Below are 20,502 nucleotides of genomic sequence, written 5' to 3'. Positions count from 1 at the left end.
CATAGGATGGATGCCGCCTACTGCGTGCCTCAGCTGGCTGCGAATGCGGCAGGTCCTTGGCAGGCCGAGGCGGACAAATACGCGTGGACGGACTTGCATACCGGCCTTCCTTGCATCATCCGCCGCATGCCCGGGGGGTATTTGTCCGGGTTCGTCGGCGTGCCGGCTGGCCATCCGCTTTACGGATGGTCGGCGCACGCAGTGCCTTCGGAACGGGTACGCTCCCATGGCGGTCTCGACTATGCCAGACCATGCGATGAAAGCGGCCCGGAGGCGATCTCGATCTGCCACGTCAGGTCCCACAACGTCGAAAGTCACGACGATGCCTGGTGGTTCGGCTTCTCGTGCGACAAACTGCAGGACCTCGTTCCTGACAATACCGGCCACGCCGCCAGGGCCCGTACACAGGGGCTCACGCAAACGTACAGAGATTCTCAGTATGTCCTGTCCCGCTGCGAAGAGCTGGCCAACGACCTCGCCAAGGCAGGAGAAGCGCGGTGAGCGACTATCCCCATTCCTCGGACCTGCCATGGGGCTGTTGGATGCGAACTGCAAAGTCCCAAAGGGGCCGAATTTTGATCGTCGATGAGCACGGCCGGCAATGGCCCTCAATACGAGACGCGTTCTGGTCGGGTCGCCTAAGGATGAGCTCGATACGACCATCGGTGAGAGACGAGCAGCTCGAACTGATGCTTGCGGGACTGGCGTCCATGCATCGCGGCATCGTAACGTTACGAGAACGGGATCATGCCATCTTCTTCGATGAACCTCGTCTCACACGCCTCTGGCACTATTGGATGCACAATGAGCGCCTCGTCGGTCCCGCGCCCGAAAGTGATCCGCTGGCTGCGAAGCCGACTGAAGAAGGCATTGCGGTACTGCGGATGCTCGTCGCCACCAGGCCGATCGAGTTGAATGCAGTTCCCGTCGGTCCCGCTGCGGTGGCGTTCTTCGGTGAAGCCGATACGAACGAGGAATGCGATCGCAAGCGTTTCGAGGCCGCGGAAGGAAATGCACATATGTTTCCATTCGCGATCGTACGCGAAGACGTCTTCGGGACGCCATCCATCTCAATGCTGCATCGCGACCCCAAGGACGCAATTCCGCTCGCCCGCACCGTCTGGCATCTGCCTATGCCCAACGCACGGATGCGAGACGCAGCGTTCAGTTGGATGCTTGACCGTTCTGACCTATGGACGCGGTGGGGCGAGCGAGTACTGAGATACGGCGCCTCAGCCTTCACCCAGCACCTCCTGGTGCTCATCGTGGCGGGTAACAGCCACTGGCGGGCTGATAGCGACGATAAGCGTCCTGAAGAACGGCCCGCGCTCACCTACGTACGAGGCGAGAGCCATGACGCTCCGGCGTAGGTGACCAGCGCGGTCCGGTTACCTACAGGCCGCCAACTTTGCGATGCCGTAGCGGCGTCGATCGCGATGACTGAGGCTTGGATTGGTAGAATTCCAATCGCCTGCGCAAGTCGGTCGAGACACATGCGCGGGCTCGCTGGCAGACAACATGGCGTTGTTCGACGACAATTCCGATCCGGTGCGAATCGAGGAAGCTGCAGCCGCTGCTGCGCTTCACGACGACATTTTGGCGATGCCATAGGATACGGGGACATGGGGTCGGCATTGTCGAGAGGGTAGAAGCAGCGCCTCCTGCTACCGCATGCCCTCTATCGCCGACCGCGCGTGCTGTTGATGGACGAGGGAAGGCCGGCGCTGGACCCTGCCCGTGAACAGGCAGTCAATGCGGCGGTTGCCCGACTGGGAATTACGCGCATCATGATCGCTCACCGGCTCGAAACTATCTTGGCAGCTTCTCGAATCTATGGGGTGCAGAGTGGCACCCTACAGGAGATCAAATAACAGTTCGCGCTAATCAAGGAACAGAAGTCTCAACAGAACAGCTAAGGTTTTGATGCAATATGGAAAATTTTTTCGACTGAACTCCGGATACTATTCTTGATCAATCAGGTCGTACATTTTCATCTTATTCCGATGCTTGGCGCTGAACGGACGATAACAAGGTAAGGTAATGCCGTTGTCCGCCCCCCTGATCAAGCGCCAAGCCGTTCGGAACCGCTCATTGTTCTACCCGCTCATTCATGAGCCGCAATCTAGACGACCTTGCCAAGACTCCCTACGCCCCTTTTCGCTCAGGATCAGGAGCGCAGTCGTTTCGACGTGCTCGTACCTTCTACCTACGACCTTTTTGTCATCCCTGATCTGGATGTCCATCCCGCCGCCCTGCCAATGATGGTACGTATAAGGAAACACCTCCGGCGCTCCAGAAGCAGGACGCAACCGGATTATGCGCCCCTGTCGTTTAACGGCTCCGCGATCTTCCTTCATCGCAACCCTGACGGTCAGACCGTCTCCGCCGAGCCACGTACAGCCGGTGCCCGCTGCCCCGGCAGCTTGTATTTCATCGAACGTCATCGTCTGCAGCGGCATCGCTGGACTTTGGCGTGTAGCCGCTGGAGCTTCGATCGACGCGCTGGCCAATAATCCGAACAGAACGAGTATTGCGGGCACTTTCCTGCCTTTCCCTGAACCATCACTCATTCCGAAGCCTACCCTTGATCCCGTGCCACCACCCGAGGTGTCGCGAATGTGACCTCCGGCCCCATCTTTCCCCGACGGCGACGACGATCTTCGGGCTCGATCGATCGTCGAAGGTACGCCTCCACTATAGCGCCGGCGTGCCTTGCGCTCCGTGCCTCGACGCTTCCTGTTCAACGAGCGCCGTCAGTTTGCTGGACGTTCCCTCAGGCTGGGACAGCGCGATGCTGCCGCCGCGCAGACCTACGCCGGCGCTAAGACTAAATGCCTTTCCTCCAATGATACACTCCAAGCGGCCGCACCAATTTGCATGCAGCCCATCAGCATTGATGCTGTCGCCGTCCCGCGCCGGAGGACCGTACTTGTCGACAAGCAGCGTCCGCCATACGGCTGGATCGGTTCCGCCAAGCGGCAGGTACGTCACGCTGCGGATGCGAGCGCCGTCCGGCCAGGCGAACATGCGGATCATGATCTTACCGCCCTTGCCGTCGTCGATGTCCGCGCTTTCCAGTACGCTCCCACCCTTCATGGGCAGCCGTCCGCCACGCAGATTGACCAGCTTGCGGACACGGTCCTCGAACGTATTCGTCCGGGACCGTCGCGTGACGGTCATTCCACGCGTCTTCAACACCTGCTCCGCCTCCTCCTCGGCCATTCCCAAGCGAAAGCCGGCAAGATCGAAGGTGGCCGGTACGCCCTTGATCGTTTGTCCCGCGGCCGCGTCCAGGCCTATCTGTCCGGCAGCAGTCGGCTGTACCGCCGCAAGGACCAGCGCCATCACATGCTTCATCATGCTTCCCTTCAGATTTCGATCGCGCCTGACCGGCGCAGTGCGCGAATGCGCAGATGTGCAATGCCGCCCATGACCAGGTAGGCGATCAGGTAGGGAAGGCCTTCGCTCGCAAGCCCGATCCGCATTGCGACCGCGGTCAGTGCGGCGATGATAAAGGGAACGGTTCGCAGCGAGCATAGGACCGTGAATAGTATCCAGGACGCGGTCGGGCGGACAAGTGCGCCGACCGCCGTTGCCATGCAGACGGCGAAGCCCAGCGGATCGTTGTTGAAGAATAGCGTCACGATCATGCCCGGCACGATCAGGAAGAACGTGCCGAAGACGAACATCGGGACGAACGGCACTGTCTGAACCGGCACGATCAGTTCTCGACTGCCGGCATCGTTCCCATCGTAGCGGCCACCAAGGCCGACCAATCTAGCTGCCCGGTCTGCTTCCCAACCATCTTCGCCCTCCATGATAGAAGGAGGCCACTCCAGTCGGCGGCATCCCGTAGACCGGGATGCCGGCCCCCTGAGCCGGGTGTTGGAAACCTGAATTGGAACAGGCGCGGAAACCTTTAACCGGGTGGTCTGGACATACGTCACCGCCACCCGGCCGAAGAGCTCTTCGACCGTCATTGGTCTTTCGACCGACTTCCAATTTTCAGGGTTTCCACGCCCCGGCCCGAGAACCACGTCCCGTGCGCCGGTGAATATAGGTCGACATTTCTGGATAGCGAAGCATTTTTAGGATAGAAAACGTGGTAACCATTGTTTCCCGACAACGAGCGACGGCATCAGCGTTCAGCGCGGATAGCCATCGACGCGGTTCGCACCTCTCGTGCCCTTCGAAGAAGGGCCCATCTGCCGATGACATGGCGATGGAACGAGGTTCCGTCCGCTACCACAGACATAAACCATTTCTGTCGACGCGACGTTCATTGGTCGCCGCCGATCATCTCGGCATGACACACTACGTATACATTGCTACCAGCCCCGATCTGCTCGACTGGTCCGGCCGGACACATGGTCGCCCAGCTGTGAAGGTGGGCGAGACCTGGAACCCTGCAGACCGGGAAATCTGGTTGTCTGGCCGCAACCCCAGAAGCGGAAATCTCGTCCGCGCATGCGCCGGTTACCGCGACTGGAAGGTTGTAGCTGAAAGAGAGGTCGCCTCGATCGACGAGGCTCTGGAAATCGAGGCGGTGTTCAAAACCGCCTTCGATCCAGCGCACATCGACAGGATCGGTGCCGGCGAGACTGACATCGTGCTGTTGCCTGAACCCACGTTGTCGGACGAGCAGATCGCCAGCCTTCATCCTTTAATTCGCGACCTCTATAAGGCGGCTCGCTCACGCATGCACCGTCCTGAGCGCCAGCGTGACGAACACGATGTAACGGATCGCCAGCGCGAGATCCAACGGGACATCGCTGTTTCCGATGCCGATCATTGTCACGATCGGGGCGAGAACGAGGACAGATCGGCTCGCGACCGGGAGGACGGCTGGTACTACGAGGACTGAGGCGCCCCTCCGACGGACGTCACCTTGCAGGTCGCGGCGTTCTTTCCTGGTTGCGCCTGTCCGCAACAAATCCCTGACCGTTTTCCATCTTCACGATGTCGAAGAGCCCTGTGGCGGCAAACAGCGCCGGGAAGTTCTTCACGCCGTAATTTCGGGGGTCGATGGACGCCTGCCGCTTCGCTGCGCTGCCCGCGGCGGACATCGAAGCCCATCCGTCGTCGTGCGCCGAGGCGTCGACGGCGCCGCGAAGAATGGTGACGAGCTTGGTGTCCTGGGAAAGCGGGCGGCGGACGACGGCAGCACGATCGGCTCCGTCATGAAACGACGCTCCCGTCGCTTCGCCGACCGATGCATTCGGGGAAGCATCGTTCGATAGTGCGGGCTGCTCCCCCGATCCGTCCAATGTGTCCAGGTAGAGGAATGTCGTGCAGGCGTTCACAAACGGCGACGGCGTCTTGCGCTCGCCGAAACCGTAGACTTCGTGGCCACTGGCCTTCAACTGCAAGACGAGCGGCGTGAAGTCCGCATCGCTCGACACGAGGCAGAAAGCATCCGGCTTCTGGGTGTAGAGCAACTCCATTGCGTCGATGACGAGGGCGATGTCGGTGGCATTCTTGCCGACCGAATAACTGAACTGCTGGATCGGCCGAATAGCGAAGTCGTGGAGCTTGTCCCTCCAGCCCTTGAGGCCTGTGTTCGCCCAATCGCCGTACGCACGCCGGACGTTCGCCGTGCCATACTTCGACAGCTCGGCAAGAATGGCCGAAATCTTGGAGTGCGAGACGTTGTCCGCATCGATCAGCAGCGCGATCCTGCGATCGGACGCGGAGACCTGTCGCTGATCGAGCCCCATCAGGACCCGTTCCCTGTAGTCGACGGTTCGGCGCCCTGAACATCGCTAGGCTCCACGTGGCCTCCACGGCGCAAACGCTCGACCGTCTCGGCCAGGCGTTCGATCTCCACCGTCGTAGCGGCCGAAAGCTCGGTTCCGTCGGCGAGCTTCAGATGGACGCGGCGGTCCGCACGCCCCTTCAGCCATATGTTCAGAGCATCGAAGGCACGTCGAGGTAGAATGAAGCCCCCCGCCGCACCCGCCGCGACCGCCATGAAGTAGAAGTGACCGGCGAAATCCGCTCCAGTCGAGAACCGCGCCACTGGAACGGGGCAGACGCCGATCGCACGCCACGCAGCCTCGAGGGCCGCATGATCGTCCTCCCAACTTTCATCGCCCTGTCGAGGCAGCAGGAGGATCTCGTCGTACATATCGCCTTCTCGCAGATGATCGAAGCACATCAGAAACGCTTCGTTCGCGCCGGTACGCGTCGTCGTCTCGCTGCGTATCAGACGATCGTTCGACATGACACGAAGATCATATCGTCGATCAGATCCATTATGGATCGAGCACATGTCGATCAGGCTTCGCGTCGGGAGTCCGCGATCTTCTGGAATTCTGCTAGTATGTCGGCATGATGCTGCGCGAGGTGTCGCACGACCCGTGCGCTGCCGAGAAGCCGTGACACGTACCCAGTCGCCAAGACGAGATCGAGGTGATCCGCACCGTAGCCGTGCTCGATCAGCTTCACTTCCCGATCCAGGTTTTCAGATTCCCGCTGCATCGTCGCGATCTGCTCCTCCGACATCCCGCGTCGGCGACGCTTGCGCCCCTCCACCAGCTGATCCTCCGGCGTGCTTGCCACGAGCGACTTCGCGTAGGTCAGCGTAAATCTGTTCATGGTAATCATCGACTGCGCGGCATCGATCTGCCGGATCGGCTTCAAGAAACGCAGCTCGCTGAAGACGTTCATCGGGATCTGATGATCCTTGAGAAGCTCGGCGACCTCGGGGCAGATGCCGACCAGCAGGTTGCGCTTGGCTCGAATGTTGCCGATGTTCACGTTAAGAGCGCGTGCCAGTCGCTCCTCGGAAGCTCCCTTCCTGATCGCATTCAGGATCATCTTGTGTTCCTGGATGGTCGCCATCCGGCTGATGCGCTTGTTGTAGGTGAACGCCTCGTCCTCAATGCCGATCAGGCAGACCACTTCCTGCTCGCCCCGTGACCGCAGAATGTCCAGCTTGAGATGGCCATCGAGGAGGTGAAACCGGTCCCGGTCGCGCGCATCGCGCGACACGACCGGGGGCTCGATGATGCCGACCTCGGCGATCGACGCGGCGATCTGACCGTACTTCAGCGACTTGCGCACTGTGTCGCTCACCTCCCGAAGCGGCATGATCGCGGCAACGGCGACGCGGACTGTGGTTTCTTCGAACCCGATCCGAAGCGTGGATTTCGTAAAAGGGCCGGTCATGATGGATCGGGCATGGGGACGATGCGGAGCGCGATCTTCTCCGGCATCGTCTCAAGACCTTCCATTTTCAACACCGTCATGAACGACGGATCGGAAGCAAGACGGCGGAGCGCCTCGGTTATTAGCATGAGCCGATCCTTCGAGGCGTTCGCCCGCTTGATGAGATCGCGCTTCCGGTCGGCATCCTCCTGGTACGCACGCACCAAGGCAGCCGGCGACAGCTTTTCCGATGGCTGCGCCGTTCGGGAAGCAACAGACTTGCCGCCGCGACGACGTGCATCGACCAACCGCTTCGCCGCGATCAGCTTTCTCCCGCGTAGTAGCCCCTTCTCATATGCCGTCTGCAGCGCTTGCTGGACGTCCTGCTGCTCGGCATCGGCGATTTCGACCGCGACGCTGATTGGCATGACGCCCGCTTCGACGGATCGCAGCAGACGGTGCTCACCCTTCTCCAGCAGGCGGGCGACGCCGTTCACGTATTCCGGCGTCAGGCCGGTCCGTCGGGCGATCTCGGCGACCGAGTGACCACGCTGACGCATTCCGCCGATGTCCTGTAGAAGGTCCAGTGCGGTGTGATGACGGCGGGCGCAGTTCTCGACCAGACTCGCTATTAGGCAGTCCTCGGGGTCGGCGGACACGACCAGCGCCGGTACCTCGGCCTGCCCCAGTTCGCGAAACGCCTCGACCCGACCCTGTCCGCACACGAGGTCGTAATAGGTACCGTCCGCTTCGGTACGTCGCGTCACCGTGATCGGCCGCTTCAGGCCGACATCGGCGATGTTCTCGACGATGTCCCTGAAACCGCGCCTGCTCCGGCTGCGCGGGTTCAGTACGTTGATGCGCTCGATCGGTATCCACTCGATGCTCTGGGATGCGCTGACGCCCGTCATGCCGCCTTCTCCCATCGGCGGCGGGCCGCCATTCGGTAGAATCCTTCGAGTTCGTCGAAGCGGTAAGCGTCGAGGGAGAGCCCATTGTACTCGGCCAGCCGCAGGAGAGCGTCCCGCATGTCGAGGCGGGGCAGCACGTAATAGTCCCGAGCGGCGACGTTCGTTTCGTCCATCCTGACGGCGACCGTGACATCCGCGTCCAAGCCCTTATCGAGCCGCAGCTTCCAGCGAAGCGACCCGGCCGCCGTCTGGAAGCAGCGAGCGATCACGATCGATGCTTTGAACTCGTCGTTCACGTTCAGCAGATCGGTTTCGGCGTCGCGGAAGACGTGACCGCCGGCACCGCGAAGACCAGAGACGATGCGTTCCATGATCGTCGGATGAAGATCGCGCAGCCTGCGATTGATTTCGAGATAGCGGTAGTCGGTCGAAGGTGCGAAACCCACCAAGGCGTATGCGCGAAGCAGGCTGCCGAACCTAGATCGGTAGGCGCTGCTCGACGGAAGGCCGTCCGCCTCGTCGATGATCAGACCCGACAGCGTGCCGTGGCCCGCCAGGACGGATCGCAGAAGGTCGAGCATCCGGTCGCTGCTCAGCCGTTCCGACCTCTTCGCGATGATGGCCTGCGCCGCCGCGAACAGAGCAGGATCCACAACGGCCGAGAAGACGCCGTCGGAGCGGACCCAGTCCGAAGGATCGTTGCGGACGTGACGTCCCTTTAGCTTGAAGGAGGTCTGCGCCCAGACGTTGTTGCCGATGTACTTCTCGTTGATCAGCAGTTGATGGATGGTCCCGCGCGTCCATGGTCGATCGAAATCCGTCCGCACGCCCCGCCGGTTGAGGACTTCTGCGATCTCGGACTCGGTCTGCCGCTCATCGACGAACAGGCGATACACCTCCCTCACGATCTCGACCTCGTCGTCGGGACCAGGGACCAGGATGATGCGATCTGTCGCGATGCTCTTTTGCTCGCCTCGATCAAGCCGACCCTTAGGCGAGCCGCTCTGATCGACGAGCAGCCGCCGCAGCCCATAGCCAGCAGCACCGCCTTGCCGATAGCCGAGGCGTATCAGGTTCGCTTGCCCGGCGAAGACCTTGACCGACAGCTCGCGACTGTACTCGCCGGCCATCGCACGCTTGACGGTCTTCACGATCGAAGACCCCATGCTGCCGTCGTTCTCGAACTGCTCGGAACAGTATTCGACCGCGACTCCCGCACGTCGCAGCCTGAGTTCGTACGTGGCCGCCTCGTCGGGATCCTGAAACCGACCAAGACGACTGACGTCGTATACAAGGAGCGCCGCATAGTCGGCCTTGCCGTGTTCCGCATCGGCAAGTACTTGCTGGAGGCCTGATCTCCCGCCGAGGTTCAGGCCGCTCTTGCCTTCGTCCGCATAGGTGCGGACGATCTCGTAACCGTGACGCTCGGCGTAGTAGGCGATCGCCGCCGCCTGATTGTCAGTCGAGAACTGCTGCTGGTCCGTCGACATGCGCACGTACTGCGCCGCCCTTGTCCTCACCGGCGGCGGTTGTGCTTTGACGGGCTCGTTCCACTTAATTACCATCATGGCCTGAAGATCGCCCTGGCAGCCCTCTATGCTGCTCCTACTCTATAGTCGGAAAGGGTCGGCAACATGTTTCCGAAAACCGGCAGAAGACTGCCCCCCGCAAGAACGCCCCCTAGCGAAGCGGAATATCTTACGAGGATACGCGATGCACTTCGGGAAGAGGTGGGCGGATCGGGCGCAGCCACGAAGACCATCATGCGATGGACAGGGGCGTCGGAACGGACGGCACGCAACTGGATGAGTGGGTCGGCCGGACCTAGCGGCTACCATCTCGTCTGCCTCGCGCGTGAGTCGGATTCCGTCCTCTGCACGTTGCTCGCACTGAGCGACCGCGCCGAAATGACGCTTCTGGCGGATATCCATGCCGCGGAGGTGGCATTGGCGAAGGCCGTGGGTGCCTTGGAGATACTCAAGCGCCAGCGCACTCTGGGGCCATAGCTGGAGCCTTTCATCAGGATAAGACCCGTCGGAAGGCTTGCCTACAATTGCAAAGTCTTGATCCAGATGAAGCGAAGCAGGCTGTTTTACGCCGAGCGTAGCTAATTGCGCGGGCACGAACGCGGCATAAAGTTCTACAGCTGATGCGCCCTTGCCAGAATCCGCTACGTCCGTTCTCAGTCAGCTCCTACGCGCCTGCTGCCTCGACGTATTCCGGCCCCTGCCCGACCTCCCTTCCGCAGGTCTCGGTCGAGACCTCCATGGCGCCGACGGTCCAGTGGCGAGAACCGTCACCGACGGCAAGGTGCATCCGGCCATCTTGCAACCGTGCCTCACAGCGCCCGGTCATCCTTCATCGCGATGCATCGCGTAGCTGCTCCGGCTGACGCCGAACATCCTGCAAAGGCGGTGGACCGGGAAACCCTTCCTCACCCGATCGATGAACTGGAACCTCATCAATCTTCTTCCCGGACGAACAAAGCAGTTGCCCGCTTCAATATGTCACGATCCTGCCGGACGATCTCGTTCTCCCACCGAAGAAGCGTCAACTTGGCAAACATATCCTCCTGCGCCGGTGATCGAGCGTATCTACCAGACGATCAGGTTACGTCCGATCAGCACGCCAGCGTCGACAAACCGACGGACAAGTCTTTCGATGTCTCGGCCTACGCGCCTCCGCTGGTTGCAATCGGCCATACCGCCTCGTGCTATAGCTCCTTCGCGAACCATCGCTACTTCGGCATCGATCTCGCCTGTCACCTCAAGGGGACTCTCCACTTTTCCGTGCCTATTCCCGAACGACGTTCTTCCAGAAGGGCGAATCACTCGCTAACCCATCGGGCAGGTATCGCTGTTGCTTGTCAGCGATCTGATTTCGAAGGCGAAGCAGGTTGTCGAATCTTGAAAGGCAATTCCGCAACGACGCTCGTCAAATGGTCCGGCAGTGGGTTAATGATGATGAGGACGATGTTCTAGCCGTCGTCCACAGAATTGGTGCCAAGTCGATAGGTCATGCTGCGGAGTCCTGCATCCGTCTGGATCGAGTGTCCTGCAAGCAAATCACCAATACGGCACTGGCAGCGCTTGACGAATTAGCTGCAGACCTGTCGATGTCGTCGCAAGAGGTTGGTAAAGGGTTCTTCAAGCGCACAACTTCGGGTACCGCTAGTTTAGCGAAGCGCGTTAGCAAACTGGTCGAGAATCTTAGCCGCGAGTTCGATATCCTAACCCTGTCGGCGATCGAACTGAATAGCACCACCGCAAAGGTCAAGGAAGCAGAGGCTGCGCTCCAGAATAGCCGAACCGTTATCGTCGCTTGTACAATTGCCGTCGCGGCAGCAGCGCGCGAGATATCCATCGATCGTCCAGACCGTGCCGACTTTTTTCGTCACGTCGTCACCCCGCGCTTGCAGGAGCGCGAGCGAGATATCCTGATGCAGATTGCAATAACTCAACAAGCCATCCTGACACTGCAGATTCTGGCCGATAGTCAGAATGTCTTGAACCGTGCCATAATACGTGCGCGCGACATCTCGATCGCAGCGCTTCGCACGACCATGGCCGCCCGGCGTAGCGTCGATGATGCAACGGAGCTGCCACGCCGATCAGAAAAGATTGAGCGCTTCATCGACGCTTCACCGAAGGAGGCTACCTCAGCGCGGGAAGTGGGAGCCGATTTGCAGCAGGCCTTGCGCGAGGCGCGCCTCGAAATCGACATTGCCGAAAGCAGATGGCCGTCTCCCCTCTAGCGCGATGGGTCATCGCCGACATACCATCTGACCTGAGGACTTCTGGAAGCGATGGTGGTAACATTATTTGAGAAATTGGCGCGCTGGCTGGGCGGAATCGCTTCGACCGAGCCTGTACAAGCCAACTTGCCGTCGCCAACCGGGCCTTCGGTGTCGGCCGAGGACGGGCGTCTGCCGGATACCTCCCGACCGTTGGTCGCCCACCTGCTTCTGCTCGCTACCGATATCGAGGCGCGGACGAAAGACGACGCTCTCATGGTATCTGCTCTGACCGAGGTTCGCCAGATGCGTGACACTCACTTGCCGCGGCTGATCGAAAGCTACGCCGAAATTCCGGCTTCTCATCGCGCGGAGATTTTTCGCCGGACGGGTCGGTCGGCAAGCTACAACCTTAATCAGGCATTTGAGAAAATGATCGCGCGCCTCGAGTTCTTGTCGCGCGATCTTGCGCAAGAGGATATCGACAGCTTCGCCGATAATTTACGCTTCATAGAGCAACGCTACGGCGACCATGATCCGCTACGCGAACCCTAGCCGAGCCGCATCGTCGGCGTCAGCCATACCGTGCCGCGGCCGGTGAACCGATAGACCAGCCCCTCCCCGCTGCGCAGCGCATTACGCAGCCCACGAACCAACGGTCGCAACTCGACCTGCAGCCCGGCCGAGTACATCAGCATCAGATCGCCATCCACGAGCAGGTCGTCCTGCCCGTCAAGTTCCACTACCTCGATCTCGTCGACCGGAACCGGCGCTTCGACCACGAACGCCCCGGCCCCGGTCAGCTTCGGTTGCATCAGCCCGTTCCCAGACAGAATACCTTGGACCGAACGATGCACGTGCGTCGACACCGCGATGTTCGCGTCGCAAGCATAGAAGGCGCCGTCATCAAGTATCAATGAGTCTTGTGGACCGTCCATTGCCGCAAGGATGAAATGCTTGGTCGTGACTTCGGTCCAGATCTCGCCCCGACCGGAATAGCGCGTCGCATAGGCGCTTTCGCCAGTGCCGGCCGATGTCATCGCACGCTGAAAGAAACCACCGGCCCCAGCGTTCTTCTGTATCTCAACATCGAAACGCCCCCGGGCATATTGCAATGCGCCGGGTTCCAGCAGCGCAGCACCGCCGTCCAGGACGATGCGGACCTGCCGTGCGCTTGCTGGGTGCGGCACGTGAACATGGATGGCCGGTGCGTTTGCCGTTCCGCCTGCCGCCGGCACGACCAGCGGCTTCGCGAGCGCATGGCTCTTGCGTAAGCATTGATGAACCTCAAAACGGACGCCGGCGCCCTGCTGTTCGTCGATTTTGGTCCGGAAATCGCTCATAGATCGGCTCCTGAAATAAGACGCAGCGCAGTTGAACCAGTACCGACGATGCCGTGGATCGCGGCACGGTCAAGCAACAGCTCTGCCCAGGCGCGGTGGGTCGCAGGCTCGCACATCGTGCCATCGCGCGCGAATACGGCGGGCGCATCGTCGGCGAGAATCAAGCGCGCATCCTCGAACTCGGCCGCCGAGACGGCCAGCGCGGACTGGATCACCGCCACTTGATCGGGATGAATCGCGGTCTTGGTCAGCAATCCGTGCTCGATATCGCGCGCTACTTCGGCGCGAAGGAGCGTGGGGTCGGCGAACTGCTCGAGCACCGGCGCACTGAGCGCGAAACCCCATGGCGCAAAACCGGCGACGAGCGAGCCTATGACCTGACCGAGCGGCCCATCATAGGCCGTTCGGCCGGCGGCACGTCGCAGGCCCATCGATCGCAACAAATCGTTGCCACCGATGCGCAACGCCAGAATACGGTCCTGGACCCCCAAAAGCTGGTCGCGCAGCCTACGCATGTCGTGCGCATCGCATGCCTCGCGGGTTTCCAAAGTCGGCATCAGGCGATGCCGATCGACGAACGGAAGCGCAAGATAGGCGGGCATGGTGTCGGCATGTGCCTTCGGAAGCACGAAACCGTCGAGCTGCTCGGCGCCCGGCATATGCAGGATATGGTCGAGCATCGAAGCGTCGCGCGGCCGGACAAAGACGAAGGGATCGCCCGGAGTACACTGCCTTGCGACCAGTGCGCGTAGGAACGCCGACAGCCGTGCCAATGCGACGGGCAAATCTCGCTCCAGGACCGCATCTTCGAGGCACAGGACCGCCGATCGTAGCCCGGCGATCCGTCGCTGTCCCAGCAGCACCGGGACCAAGTCCTCGCGCGTGCAGGGCAGATAGAGCGTCGCGCCGAGCTCGAGCGCAGAGAGCGGTCGGTCGGTCATACATCGTCTCCCAGACTACGGATGATAGCAACCGCGCGATAATGAGACGCCTCGCCCAGCGGCTCGACGGGAATCGCGTGCTCGGTCGCGAGGTGGAGCAGATGCGCCACGTCCGCGTCGTTGCCGTCCCTCACCAACAGTCGCTCCGGCATCCGGCGCAACAACGCGCGGGTCGCCTCGGCGATGCCGGGCTTGATACGGTTACGGTCTCGCGTTCCGCTGCGCTCCAACAGCTCCTCCAGCATGGCATCGCAGGTGGCGCGAAGTTCAGCCTGCCGTCCGTCCTGGCCGTCGATCGGACGCGGCGCGGCAGCCGCCGCGAGCGGCGCTATCGTGTCGACGAAGGCGCGCGACATGTCTGCGGCCGCATGTTCCGGATATGTGACGCAGGCATGGAAGTCGCCGGGACCTACGACATCAGCGTTCAGGATCGAGCGGCTGACCAGACCTGAAACGACCCCGTTCAGCAGGCCGGATGCGATCAGGTAGTCATCGGCAGTCGCCGCGATATCCGCCTGTCCCGCCGGGTCGGCGACGACGACCAATTCCGGAGCGAAGCCGAACGGCCGGTCGGCCAGTGCTGCACGAAGTTCGCCCGCGATGGCCCCCTTGCCCGTCCAGCCGTCGACGAACACCACATCCGCCGTGTCGTGAAGTTCAGCAATATGGCGGAGTGCCACTTGGTCGATGCCGCGGTCTCGGATGATGCTGATCGAATAATGGTGCGCGACGTGCCCCCAGGCGCGCAGCGTCCGAGTGAGCAGCACGCCGATCGGCGTACCAGCACGCGCGAGTGAGACGATCACAACCTCGCGCCCCGGTCTGCGCTGCGCCAAATGGGCAGCCAGGCTGGCCACATCCTCAGCAAGCCGAGCGCCGTTGCGGGCGAGCGCAGCGTGATACAGGTCGAGATAGATTGCCGACGGCACCGCTTCCGGCGCGATCATTTCGGAATAGTGCCGCCGACCTGACTGGATGGCGGCTTCCTTGATGTCGATGGCCGTAGCGGCGATCGACACCGGCTTCAGTAAAAAGGTGACGTCGGACGGCTCATAGCTTCCCGAAAAGCCCCGACTACTGAACATCGAGGAACCTGTCGGCCAGTTGCGAGCGCGTCGGCAGCATCGCGAAGTCGCACCTCGCCATGAACGGTCCGTCGGTCAGGCTGTCCCCGATGCCGATCACCGGCGCGTTCGGAAATCTGGCACGTAGACCAGGGAGAATGTGTGCGACCGCATGCGCCTTGCCCAGATAGGGCGGCATCAACGCGATATTGTTACCGTTGCGGTGATCGGTCCACCCTTCCGGCAGGTTCCGCACGGCTGCGTCGACCACGGCGTTAAGAGTCGCCGCGTCCGCATCGGCATGTTTCGCCAGTACGTAGAGCGGCAAGGCACCCTCGGTCAGCACCCGCACGTTGATCGCGACGCCCCGCCCATCGGCCGTATCGGCAATGGCCTGCGAAAGCGTCGCAAGCGGTGTGGCATAGCCCTGCGCCCGATGGGCTATCGTCGCCTCCCATGCGCGGTCGACTTCGCCGTCTTCGCCCAGCACCACGCCGCCATGCGCGCAGATCGCCGCGCGAAACGGAATGTGCGCCCGGCGCAGCGCATCGAGGCTTCGCGCCGTCACGGGGACGAGATGCGTGGTATCGACCAGCCAATTCAGAAACGACATCTGCCGTGGCGTTGCGTAGCTTAGTGGCGATCCGTCGCGAGCGAAGCCGAGCGGGGTCAAATATTTTACCGCCACGTCCTCGGGGCATTTCCGCAACGTCTGGAACAAGGTGTCGTCGAGGTCGACGAGCGCGATGGCGCGAGTCATGCCGCCCAGCCGATCAGAGTGGCGTCGAGTTCGGCGACCAGCGCAGGATCGATCGTTGCGGTACCGGTTTCATGCGCGATCCAAGTCGCGCGTCCGTCCCGCACGGCGTTGTAGAGATAGTTCGGCACACCTGTTCCGTAGTTGTCCGAGAAGCACAGTTTGTTCTTCATCGCCGCCCCAAGCCGAGCCGGACTGCGGCTGGTCGCTTGGACGACGACATCGTGCCCTGCCTCGACCAGTGTCTCGGCGAGGCGGAACGGCAAATATGTGAACTCGCCCGTCCCAACGATGCGGAGCGGTGCTGTGATATCGGGCAGCGCGGTGGTCGGCTGCGGCGCAAGAGGTGCGACTATGCCCAGACGACCGAAATTGCGGTGCGCCGCCATCTGCCCTAGCGAAGTCGCCACCGTATCGAATGTTGCATCGCAGGTAGTTCGCGTCCCTTGGATCCACTCCAGCCGGCCGCGCAGCAACGACACGGTCGTGGCCGACCGTGGCATCCGCGTCCTCCAGTCCCTGCCCGCCGACCAGTCGGTCAGCGTCGCCACGAGGATCGCCTCGACGCTCGGCCAAGCGCCTATTAGTGCTTCAGCCAGATTGACGAGCGTCGTCCCCGTCGAAATCTCGTCATCGACCAAAATCAGCGACCGCGGTGATACCAGGTTCGGACGGTAGATGAGATGCGCCGACGCATGGCTGTGCGGTTCTTCGAACCGGCACAGTAGAGGATGGTCCAGGCGCTGCCGTGTTGAGTGAACGAAATAGATGTCGTCGCGGGCCGTCGCCGCGCGAAGCTCCTCATGCAATGTCTGCCCCAAGCACACCGCAGTCTCGGCTAGGCCGACCACCATTACCGGACCGGGAAGATCGGTCGGCAGGCGGGCGGCGAGATCGCGAACGCTCCGTCTCATCATTTGTGGCGTAGCCGGAAGGTGACGGCCAAGCACCCGCGAGACGACGAGGAAGCCGCGCTTCGGATTTTCCCTCGCGGCGAAATCGCATAGGGCGTCGAGCGGCCAAGCGGCTTCCTCGACGGCGATGTCGAGCCGCCCGGTCGGCAGCGTGATCGACCTTTCTCCAATATCGGGCTTAATCAACATTCGACGGTGATCCGCGCGATCACGTCGCGAGCCTTACGAACGACCGCTGCGCGCCCGATCGCCTGGTCAGTCGCCCGCGCCATGTGCGGCTCAATGCCGAACGCATCGAGGAAACTGAGCATCATCGCGCCCCTGATCCCAAAATTGATGTTTTCCCCGTTCGCCCCCGATTGTCGGATGCGGTCGAGATTGAGCGACGAACACACGACGCCGACAAGATGACCGGCCATGTCTAGTATCGGTCCGCCGCTGTTCCCGCTGGCGATGGGCGCATTGAACTGAAACAGGCTGCTGTCGTTGCCGATTCCCGTCAGCGCGGCGATGTTGCCTGCGCTCGCCTGTGGCCCCGTGCCGAGCAATCCCTGAAGCGGGAAGCCGAGCGCGACGATATCTTCACCCAGATGGAGCCCGACCTGCGAGCGGAATTGTGCGACCCCGGGCAGCGTCGTAGCCACATGGAGCAACGCCAAGTCGTTGCGCGGATCGGCAAATACAACTTCGCCGACGCACGACCGACCGCCGACATGGACGCTGACCGCTCGCGCTTCTTCGACGACATGCGCGTTGGTCAGGATATGATTACGCTCGACGGCAACGCCGCTGCCGCTCCCTGATCCGTTACGCGGAGGGATATCGTCCTGCGTGTCGCCACCCAGTCGCGGATTGAAGCGCGCAGCCCAGGCAGGATCGATGCCATAGGCAACCGCGATCGCGGATAGTCCGGTGGCGAAGCCCTGTCCGTTCGCCGCCAGCCGCCAGGCACCCTGATGGCGATAGCATTCGATCAGGATCACCGCGGCATCGGCTCGGTCGCGCAGGTCGACCGAGAAGCGCAGCGCGTCCGTAGCGACGGCAAGTCTACGCGCGAGCGGTCGATTGCCGGGATCGAACGCGACGAGCACGAGCCGATCAACGTCCGCCGGCATCGCAGCTAGATCGATCCGCATCGTCGTTTCCGTCTCGACCTTTACCGCAGGACGGAGTTCCCGCGTCCAGCTGTCGATCGGCGCGAAAGTCGGTGCGGTGCGACGATCCGTGCCTAGGCCTAAAAGCGTCAGAAGTGGCGGATCACCGCCATCGCCGGTAAGAACGAACGTCTGCCCGCCGGCAATGGCGGCCCGTTCGCCCGCGATCAAGTCATGCATGTGCGGGCGATCCGATCGGGACGATCAGATATTGACGCCGAACGACTGCGCCAACGGCCCGAGGCCACCGTTAAAGCCTTGCCCGATCGCCTTGAACTTCCACTCCCCATTATGACGATAAAGCTCGCCGAAGATCATCGCGGTCTCGGTTGAGGCATCCTCAGACAGGTCGTAGCGTGCAATCTCGGTGCCGCCATCAGCATTCAGCACGCGGATGAATGCATTGGACACCATGCCGAAATTCTGGCGCCGTCCGTCGGCCTCATGGATCGTGACAGCGAAGCTCAGCTTCTGGATGTCGGCGGGCAGCTGGTCGAGCGTGACCGCCACGACCTCGTCGTCGCCGCTGCCTTCACCCGTCAGGTTGTCGCCTTGGTGGACGACCGATCCGTTGCCGCCGTTCTTGTTGTTGTAGAACACGAAGTCGGCATCGGAGCGAACCTTCCCGGTATCGCCCAGCAGAAATACGCTGGCGTCCAGATCGAACGCGCTGCCGTCGGTGACACGCGTATCCCAGCCTAGCCCAACGCGCACGGCCTTCAGGCCCGGAGCCTCCTTGCTCAGGCTGACGTTGCCGCCCTTGGAAAGCGAAACTGCCATGTAAATTCTCCCGTTGTGGCCGCGTTCAGCCGATATTGACGCCGTAGTTGCGAGCCATTGGGGCCAAGCCGCCCTTATAGCCTTGCCCGACAGCGCGGAATTTCCATTCGCCGTTATGGCGATACACTTCGCCGAAGATCATCGCAGTCTCAGTCGAGGCGTCCTCGGCGAGGTCGTAGCGCGAAATCTCACGTCCGGTCGCGTCGTTGACGATCCGGATGAAGGCGTTGGAGACCATGCCGAAGCTCTGGCGACGGCTTTCGCCTTCGTGGATCGTCACCGCTATCGCGATCTTCTGAACGTCGGGCGGCACGCGGGTCAGTTCGACCTTCAGCGCCTCGTCGTCACCTTCACCCTCCCCAGTGCGGTTGTCGCCGGTATGCTCGACAGCGCCGTCGCTAGACCGCAGGTTGTTGTAAAAGATGAAGTCGCCATCGGCACGGACTTTGTCGCTTGAAGTCAGCAGGAAGGCGCTGGCATCAAGATCGAAATCGGTCCCGTCGGTCGTCCTGGTATCCCAGCCTAGGCCGATGAGGATCTTCGTTAAGTTCGGTTCTTCTTTTGACAGACTGACGTTTCCGCCCTTGGACAGGCTTACCGACATGGATGCGCTCCCTAATTATGCGCGGTTGAGGTGTTCGCCGGTGGGCGCGACTGGATCGGCTTCGCTGAGATCCGACTCTCCGCCGCCATCGGCGCGATTGCTGCGGACTGAAGCGAGGAAGGCGAGGCCGATGAACCCGGCGCCGATCAACCCGGTTACCGTTTCCGGAATCTCGAACCGGACCGACAGCAGCATGATCGCGGCAAGCGCGATGATCGCGTAGAAGGCGCCGTGTTCCAGATAACGGTACTCAGTCAGCGTGCCACGATCGACCAGCATGATCGTCATCGATCGGACGAACATCGCACCGATGCCTAGGCCGAGCGCAATGATGAAGAGGTTGTTCGACAGTGCGAACGCGCCGATCACCCCATCGAACGAGAAGGAGGCATCCAGGACTTCCAGATATAGGAAACTCGCCAAGCCCGATTTGGCAACGACAACCGTCGTGGCGGTACCCGGATTCGTCTCCTCCTCCCGCTCCAGCAGCGCGCCGACTGCCTGTACGCCGATATAGGCAAGTAGGCCGAAGATGCCCGAGACTATGAAGGTCATCGCCTCCTCGGGACCGATCATACGGGAAATCACATACAGCCCGACCAACACGACGCCGATCGCCAGGCCCGAAACGCGCGACAGCGCGGCGAAGGGCTTTTCGACGAGAGCGATCCAGTGCGAGTCCTTGGATTCGTCGAGGAAGAAGGTCAACCCAACCATCGCCAGGAACGCGCCACCAAACCCGGATATGCCGACATGCGCGCCGGTGATGATCCGCTCATAGGTGACTGGATCAGTCGCAGCAAGTTTCACCGCGTCGATCGGTCCCAGCTTCGCGGCGATGGCGACGATCGCGAGCGGGAAGACGATCCGCATCCCGAACACCGCGATCAGGATGCCCCACGTCAGGAACCGGCGGCGCCACACCGGGTCCATGTCGCGTAATACGGTAGCGTTGACTACGGCGTTGTCGAAGGACAGCGATACCTCGAGTACGCCGAGCACGGCGATGATCCATAAAATTCCGAGCGTCCCGATAACCGTCTGTGTGCTCGACCAGCCCAGCCACGCGCCGAGCAGCAGGCATAGACCGGTGAACAGGAACGATCCCTTGTAGTATTTCAGCACTCCAATTCCCCCTGCGTCCGTTGCCGG

Annotated in this window: 25 protein-coding genes; 7 read left to right on the top strand and 18 right to left on the bottom strand. The window is 61.6% G+C overall.

From position 1 onward, the window contains the following. Window positions 1-6 precede the first annotated feature (6 nt). From AAIO73_RS15675 to AAIO73_RS15665, 3 genes are all read left to right on the top strand, one after another. Window positions 7-501 (top strand): hypothetical protein, encoded by a 495-nt coding sequence (locus AAIO73_RS15675; protein ID WP_345879128.1) that lies wholly within the window; start codon window positions 7-9, stop codon window positions 499-501. Between the two features lie 164 nt (window positions 502-665). Next, on the top strand, window positions 666-1,370 hold the full coding sequence (locus tag AAIO73_RS15670) for a hypothetical protein (RefSeq protein ID WP_345879127.1): 705 nt from the start codon (window positions 666-668) through the stop codon (window positions 1,368-1,370). A 324-nt stretch (window positions 1,371-1,694) separates the two neighbouring features. Further along, a complete protein-coding gene (locus AAIO73_RS15665; protein WP_345879126.1) occupies window positions 1,695-1,871 on the top strand; it encodes a P-loop NTPase family protein in 177 nt (58 codons plus the stop codon). 237 nt (window positions 1,872-2,108) lie between these two features. Here AAIO73_RS15665 and AAIO73_RS15660 read toward each other — a convergent pair whose 3' ends face one another. The 3 genes from AAIO73_RS15660 to AAIO73_RS15650 all read right to left on the bottom strand — a co-directional run bounded on the left by AAIO73_RS15660 (window position 2,109) and on the right by AAIO73_RS15650 (window position 3,980). Then, window positions 2,109-2,459 carry a hypothetical protein gene (locus tag AAIO73_RS15660; protein ID WP_345879125.1) on the bottom strand — a complete coding sequence of 117 codons (351 nt, stop codon included), beginning with the start codon at window positions 2,457-2,459 and terminating at the stop codon, window positions 2,109-2,111. A gap of 235 nt (window positions 2,460-2,694) precedes the next feature. Next, window positions 2,695-3,360: a hypothetical protein gene (locus AAIO73_RS15655; RefSeq protein WP_345879124.1), complete on the bottom strand. Its 666-nt coding sequence runs from the start codon at window positions 3,358-3,360 to the stop codon at window positions 2,695-2,697. Window positions 3,361-3,368: 8 nt separating this feature from the next. Further along, window positions 3,369-3,980 (bottom strand): hypothetical protein, encoded by a 612-nt coding sequence (locus tag AAIO73_RS15650; RefSeq protein WP_345879123.1) that lies wholly within the window; start codon window positions 3,978-3,980, stop codon window positions 3,369-3,371. 236 nt (window positions 3,981-4,216) lie between these two features. Here AAIO73_RS15650 and AAIO73_RS15645 point away from each other — a divergent pair, with 236 nt between their 5' ends. After that, window positions 4,217-4,864, top strand: coding sequence for a hypothetical protein (locus AAIO73_RS15645; protein WP_345879122.1), 648 nt, complete (start codon window positions 4,217-4,219; stop codon window positions 4,862-4,864). A gap of 19 nt (window positions 4,865-4,883) precedes the next feature. On the opposite strand, the gene AAIO73_RS15640 is transcribed toward AAIO73_RS15645, so the two are convergent. The 6 genes from AAIO73_RS15640 to AAIO73_RS15615 all read right to left on the bottom strand — a co-directional run bounded on the left by AAIO73_RS15640 (window position 4,884) and on the right by AAIO73_RS15615 (window position 10,415). After that, window positions 4,884-5,717 carry an NYN domain-containing protein gene (locus AAIO73_RS15640; RefSeq protein WP_345879121.1) on the bottom strand — a complete coding sequence of 278 codons (834 nt, stop codon included), beginning with the start codon at window positions 5,715-5,717 and terminating at the stop codon, window positions 4,884-4,886. Then, complete coding sequence (locus AAIO73_RS15635; protein WP_345879120.1) at window positions 5,717-6,223, bottom strand: hypothetical protein; 507 nt, start codon at window positions 6,221-6,223, stop codon at window positions 5,717-5,719. Before AAIO73_RS15635 ends, AAIO73_RS15640 begins: the two co-directional genes overlap by 1 nt. A gap of 53 nt (window positions 6,224-6,276) precedes the next feature. Further along, window positions 6,277-7,170 carry a plasmid partitioning protein RepB C-terminal domain-containing protein gene (locus AAIO73_RS15630; protein WP_345879119.1) on the bottom strand — a complete coding sequence of 298 codons (894 nt, stop codon included), beginning with the start codon at window positions 7,168-7,170 and terminating at the stop codon, window positions 6,277-6,279. Further along, a complete protein-coding gene (locus AAIO73_RS15625; RefSeq protein ID WP_345879118.1) occupies window positions 7,167-8,060 on the bottom strand; it encodes a plasmid partitioning protein RepB C-terminal domain-containing protein in 894 nt (297 codons plus the stop codon). The genes AAIO73_RS15630 and AAIO73_RS15625 overlap by 4 nt, the downstream gene beginning before the upstream one ends. Continuing rightward, window positions 8,057-9,628, bottom strand: a complete 1,572-nt coding sequence (locus AAIO73_RS15620; RefSeq protein ID WP_345879117.1) for a recombinase family protein — start codon at window positions 9,626-9,628, stop codon at window positions 8,057-8,059. Before AAIO73_RS15620 ends, AAIO73_RS15625 begins: the two co-directional genes overlap by 4 nt. A gap of 625 nt (window positions 9,629-10,253) precedes the next feature. After that, window positions 10,254-10,415 carry a hypothetical protein gene (locus AAIO73_RS15615; RefSeq protein WP_345879116.1) on the bottom strand — a complete coding sequence of 54 codons (162 nt, stop codon included), beginning with the start codon at window positions 10,413-10,415 and terminating at the stop codon, window positions 10,254-10,256. Between the two features lie 11 nt (window positions 10,416-10,426). Here AAIO73_RS15615 and AAIO73_RS15610 point away from each other — a divergent pair, with 11 nt between their 5' ends. From AAIO73_RS15610 to AAIO73_RS15600, 3 genes are all read left to right on the top strand, one after another. Continuing rightward, complete coding sequence (locus AAIO73_RS15610; protein ID WP_345879115.1) at window positions 10,427-11,041, top strand: hypothetical protein; 615 nt, start codon at window positions 10,427-10,429, stop codon at window positions 11,039-11,041. Further along, window positions 10,999-11,814 (top strand): hypothetical protein, encoded by an 816-nt coding sequence (locus AAIO73_RS15605; RefSeq protein WP_345879114.1) that lies wholly within the window; start codon window positions 10,999-11,001, stop codon window positions 11,812-11,814. Before AAIO73_RS15610 ends, AAIO73_RS15605 begins: the two co-directional genes overlap by 43 nt. 75 nt (window positions 11,815-11,889) lie before the next feature. After that, a complete protein-coding gene (locus AAIO73_RS15600; protein ID WP_345879113.1) occupies window positions 11,890-12,348 on the top strand; it encodes a hypothetical protein in 459 nt (152 codons plus the stop codon). On the opposite strand, the gene AAIO73_RS15595 is transcribed toward AAIO73_RS15600, so the two are convergent. Genes AAIO73_RS15595 through AAIO73_RS15555 form a run of 9 tightly spaced genes read right to left on the bottom strand, consistent with a single transcriptional unit; the run spans window position 12,345 to window position 20,475 of the window. After that, window positions 12,345-13,136 carry an AIM24 family protein gene (locus tag AAIO73_RS15595; protein ID WP_345879112.1) on the bottom strand — a complete coding sequence of 264 codons (792 nt, stop codon included), beginning with the start codon at window positions 13,134-13,136 and terminating at the stop codon, window positions 12,345-12,347. The genes AAIO73_RS15600 and AAIO73_RS15595 overlap by 4 nt on opposite strands. After that, window positions 13,133-14,077 (bottom strand): HpcH/HpaI aldolase/citrate lyase family protein, encoded by a 945-nt coding sequence (locus tag AAIO73_RS15590; RefSeq protein WP_345879111.1) that lies wholly within the window; start codon window positions 14,075-14,077, stop codon window positions 13,133-13,135. Before AAIO73_RS15590 ends, AAIO73_RS15595 begins: the two co-directional genes overlap by 4 nt. Then, window positions 14,074-15,162 carry a cysteine protease StiP domain-containing protein gene (locus AAIO73_RS15585; protein WP_345879110.1) on the bottom strand — a complete coding sequence of 363 codons (1,089 nt, stop codon included), beginning with the start codon at window positions 15,160-15,162 and terminating at the stop codon, window positions 14,074-14,076. The genes AAIO73_RS15590 and AAIO73_RS15585 overlap by 4 nt, the downstream gene beginning before the upstream one ends. Further along, the gene (locus AAIO73_RS15580) at window positions 15,152-15,901 is read right to left on the bottom strand and encodes an HAD family hydrolase (protein ID WP_345879109.1); all 750 of its coding nucleotides are present in this window, start codon (window positions 15,899-15,901) and stop codon (window positions 15,152-15,154) included. Before AAIO73_RS15580 ends, AAIO73_RS15585 begins: the two co-directional genes overlap by 11 nt. Beyond that, window positions 15,898-17,001 (bottom strand): phosphoribosyltransferase domain-containing protein, encoded by a 1,104-nt coding sequence (locus AAIO73_RS15575; RefSeq protein ID WP_345879108.1) that lies wholly within the window; start codon window positions 16,999-17,001, stop codon window positions 15,898-15,900. The genes AAIO73_RS15580 and AAIO73_RS15575 overlap by 4 nt, the downstream gene beginning before the upstream one ends. Next, window positions 16,995-18,146 (bottom strand): trypsin-like peptidase domain-containing protein, encoded by a 1,152-nt coding sequence (locus AAIO73_RS15570; protein WP_345879107.1) that lies wholly within the window; start codon window positions 18,144-18,146, stop codon window positions 16,995-16,997. The genes AAIO73_RS15575 and AAIO73_RS15570 overlap by 7 nt, the downstream gene beginning before the upstream one ends. A gap of 24 nt (window positions 18,147-18,170) precedes the next feature. Beyond that, a complete protein-coding gene (locus AAIO73_RS15565) occupies window positions 18,171-18,746 on the bottom strand; it encodes a TerD family protein (RefSeq protein WP_345879106.1) in 576 nt (191 codons plus the stop codon). A 25-nt stretch (window positions 18,747-18,771) separates the two neighbouring features. Continuing rightward, window positions 18,772-19,350, bottom strand: a complete 579-nt coding sequence (locus tag AAIO73_RS15560) for a TerD family protein (RefSeq protein ID WP_345879105.1) — start codon at window positions 19,348-19,350, stop codon at window positions 18,772-18,774. A 15-nt stretch (window positions 19,351-19,365) separates the two neighbouring features. Further along, window positions 19,366-20,475, bottom strand: a complete 1,110-nt coding sequence (locus tag AAIO73_RS15555) for a DUF475 domain-containing protein (protein WP_345879104.1) — start codon at window positions 20,473-20,475, stop codon at window positions 19,366-19,368. Window positions 20,476-20,502: the final 27 nt, after the last annotated feature.

It is taken from the genome of Sphingomonas epibiotica, assembly GCF_039615155.1.
Lineage (GTDB): Bacteria > Pseudomonadota > Alphaproteobacteria > Sphingomonadales > Sphingomonadaceae > Sphingomonas.
Note: the sequence above shows the minus strand (reverse complement) of the source record. Positions and strands in the feature narration are given on the sequence as shown.

Bases quoted from the DNA above. Each gene is read 5' to 3' on its own strand.
- AAIO73_RS15655 (WP_345879124.1), bottom strand. From the start codon at position 3,360: ATGATGAAGCATGTGATGGCGCTGGTCCTTGCGGCGGTACAGCCGACT.
- AAIO73_RS15610 (WP_345879115.1), top strand. From the start codon at position 10,427: ATGCATCGCGTAGCTGCTCCGGCTGACGCCGAACATCCTGCAAAGGCG.
- AAIO73_RS15580 (WP_345879109.1), bottom strand. From the start codon at position 15,901: ATGACTCGCGCCATCGCGCTCGTCGACCTCGACGACACCTTGTTCCAG.
- AAIO73_RS15560 (WP_345879105.1), bottom strand. From the start codon at position 19,350: ATGTCGGTAAGCCTGTCCAAGGGCGGAAACGTCAGTCTGTCAAAAGAA.
- AAIO73_RS15625 (WP_345879118.1), bottom strand. From the start codon at position 8,060: ATGACGGGCGTCAGCGCATCCCAGAGCATCGAGTGGATACCGATCGAG.
- AAIO73_RS15565 (WP_345879106.1), bottom strand. From the start codon at position 18,746: ATGGCAGTTTCGCTTTCCAAGGGCGGCAACGTCAGCCTGAGCAAGGAG.
- AAIO73_RS15635 (WP_345879120.1), bottom strand. From the start codon at position 6,223: ATGTCGAACGATCGTCTGATACGCAGCGAGACGACGACGCGTACCGGC.
- AAIO73_RS15615 (WP_345879116.1), bottom strand. From the start codon at position 10,415: ATGACCGGGCGCTGTGAGGCACGGTTGCAAGATGGCCGGATGCACCTT.
- AAIO73_RS15570 (WP_345879107.1), bottom strand. From the start codon at position 18,146: ATGCATGACTTGATCGCGGGCGAACGGGCCGCCATTGCCGGCGGGCAG.
- AAIO73_RS15675 (WP_345879128.1), top strand. From the start codon at position 7: ATGGATGCCGCCTACTGCGTGCCTCAGCTGGCTGCGAATGCGGCAGGT.
- AAIO73_RS15585 (WP_345879110.1), bottom strand. From the start codon at position 15,162: ATGTTCAGTAGTCGGGGCTTTTCGGGAAGCTATGAGCCGTCCGACGTC.
- AAIO73_RS15640 (WP_345879121.1), bottom strand. From the start codon at position 5,717: ATGGGGCTCGATCAGCGACAGGTCTCCGCGTCCGATCGCAGGATCGCG.
- AAIO73_RS15620 (WP_345879117.1), bottom strand. From the start codon at position 9,628: ATGATGGTAATTAAGTGGAACGAGCCCGTCAAAGCACAACCGCCGCCG.
- AAIO73_RS15660 (WP_345879125.1), bottom strand. From the start codon at position 2,459: ATGCCGCTGCAGACGATGACGTTCGATGAAATACAAGCTGCCGGGGCA.
- AAIO73_RS15605 (WP_345879114.1), top strand. From the start codon at position 10,999: ATGGTCCGGCAGTGGGTTAATGATGATGAGGACGATGTTCTAGCCGTC.
- AAIO73_RS15575 (WP_345879108.1), bottom strand. From the start codon at position 17,001: ATGTTGATTAAGCCCGATATTGGAGAAAGGTCGATCACGCTGCCGACC.
- AAIO73_RS15630 (WP_345879119.1), bottom strand. From the start codon at position 7,170: ATGACCGGCCCTTTTACGAAATCCACGCTTCGGATCGGGTTCGAAGAA.
- AAIO73_RS15645 (WP_345879122.1), top strand. From the start codon at position 4,217: ATGGCGATGGAACGAGGTTCCGTCCGCTACCACAGACATAAACCATTT.
- AAIO73_RS15590 (WP_345879111.1), bottom strand. From the start codon at position 14,077: ATGACCGACCGACCGCTCTCTGCGCTCGAGCTCGGCGCGACGCTCTAT.
- AAIO73_RS15595 (WP_345879112.1), bottom strand. From the start codon at position 13,136: ATGAGCGATTTCCGGACCAAAATCGACGAACAGCAGGGCGCCGGCGTC.
- AAIO73_RS15650 (WP_345879123.1), bottom strand. From the start codon at position 3,980: ATGACGGTCGAAGAGCTCTTCGGCCGGGTGGCGGTGACGTATGTCCAG.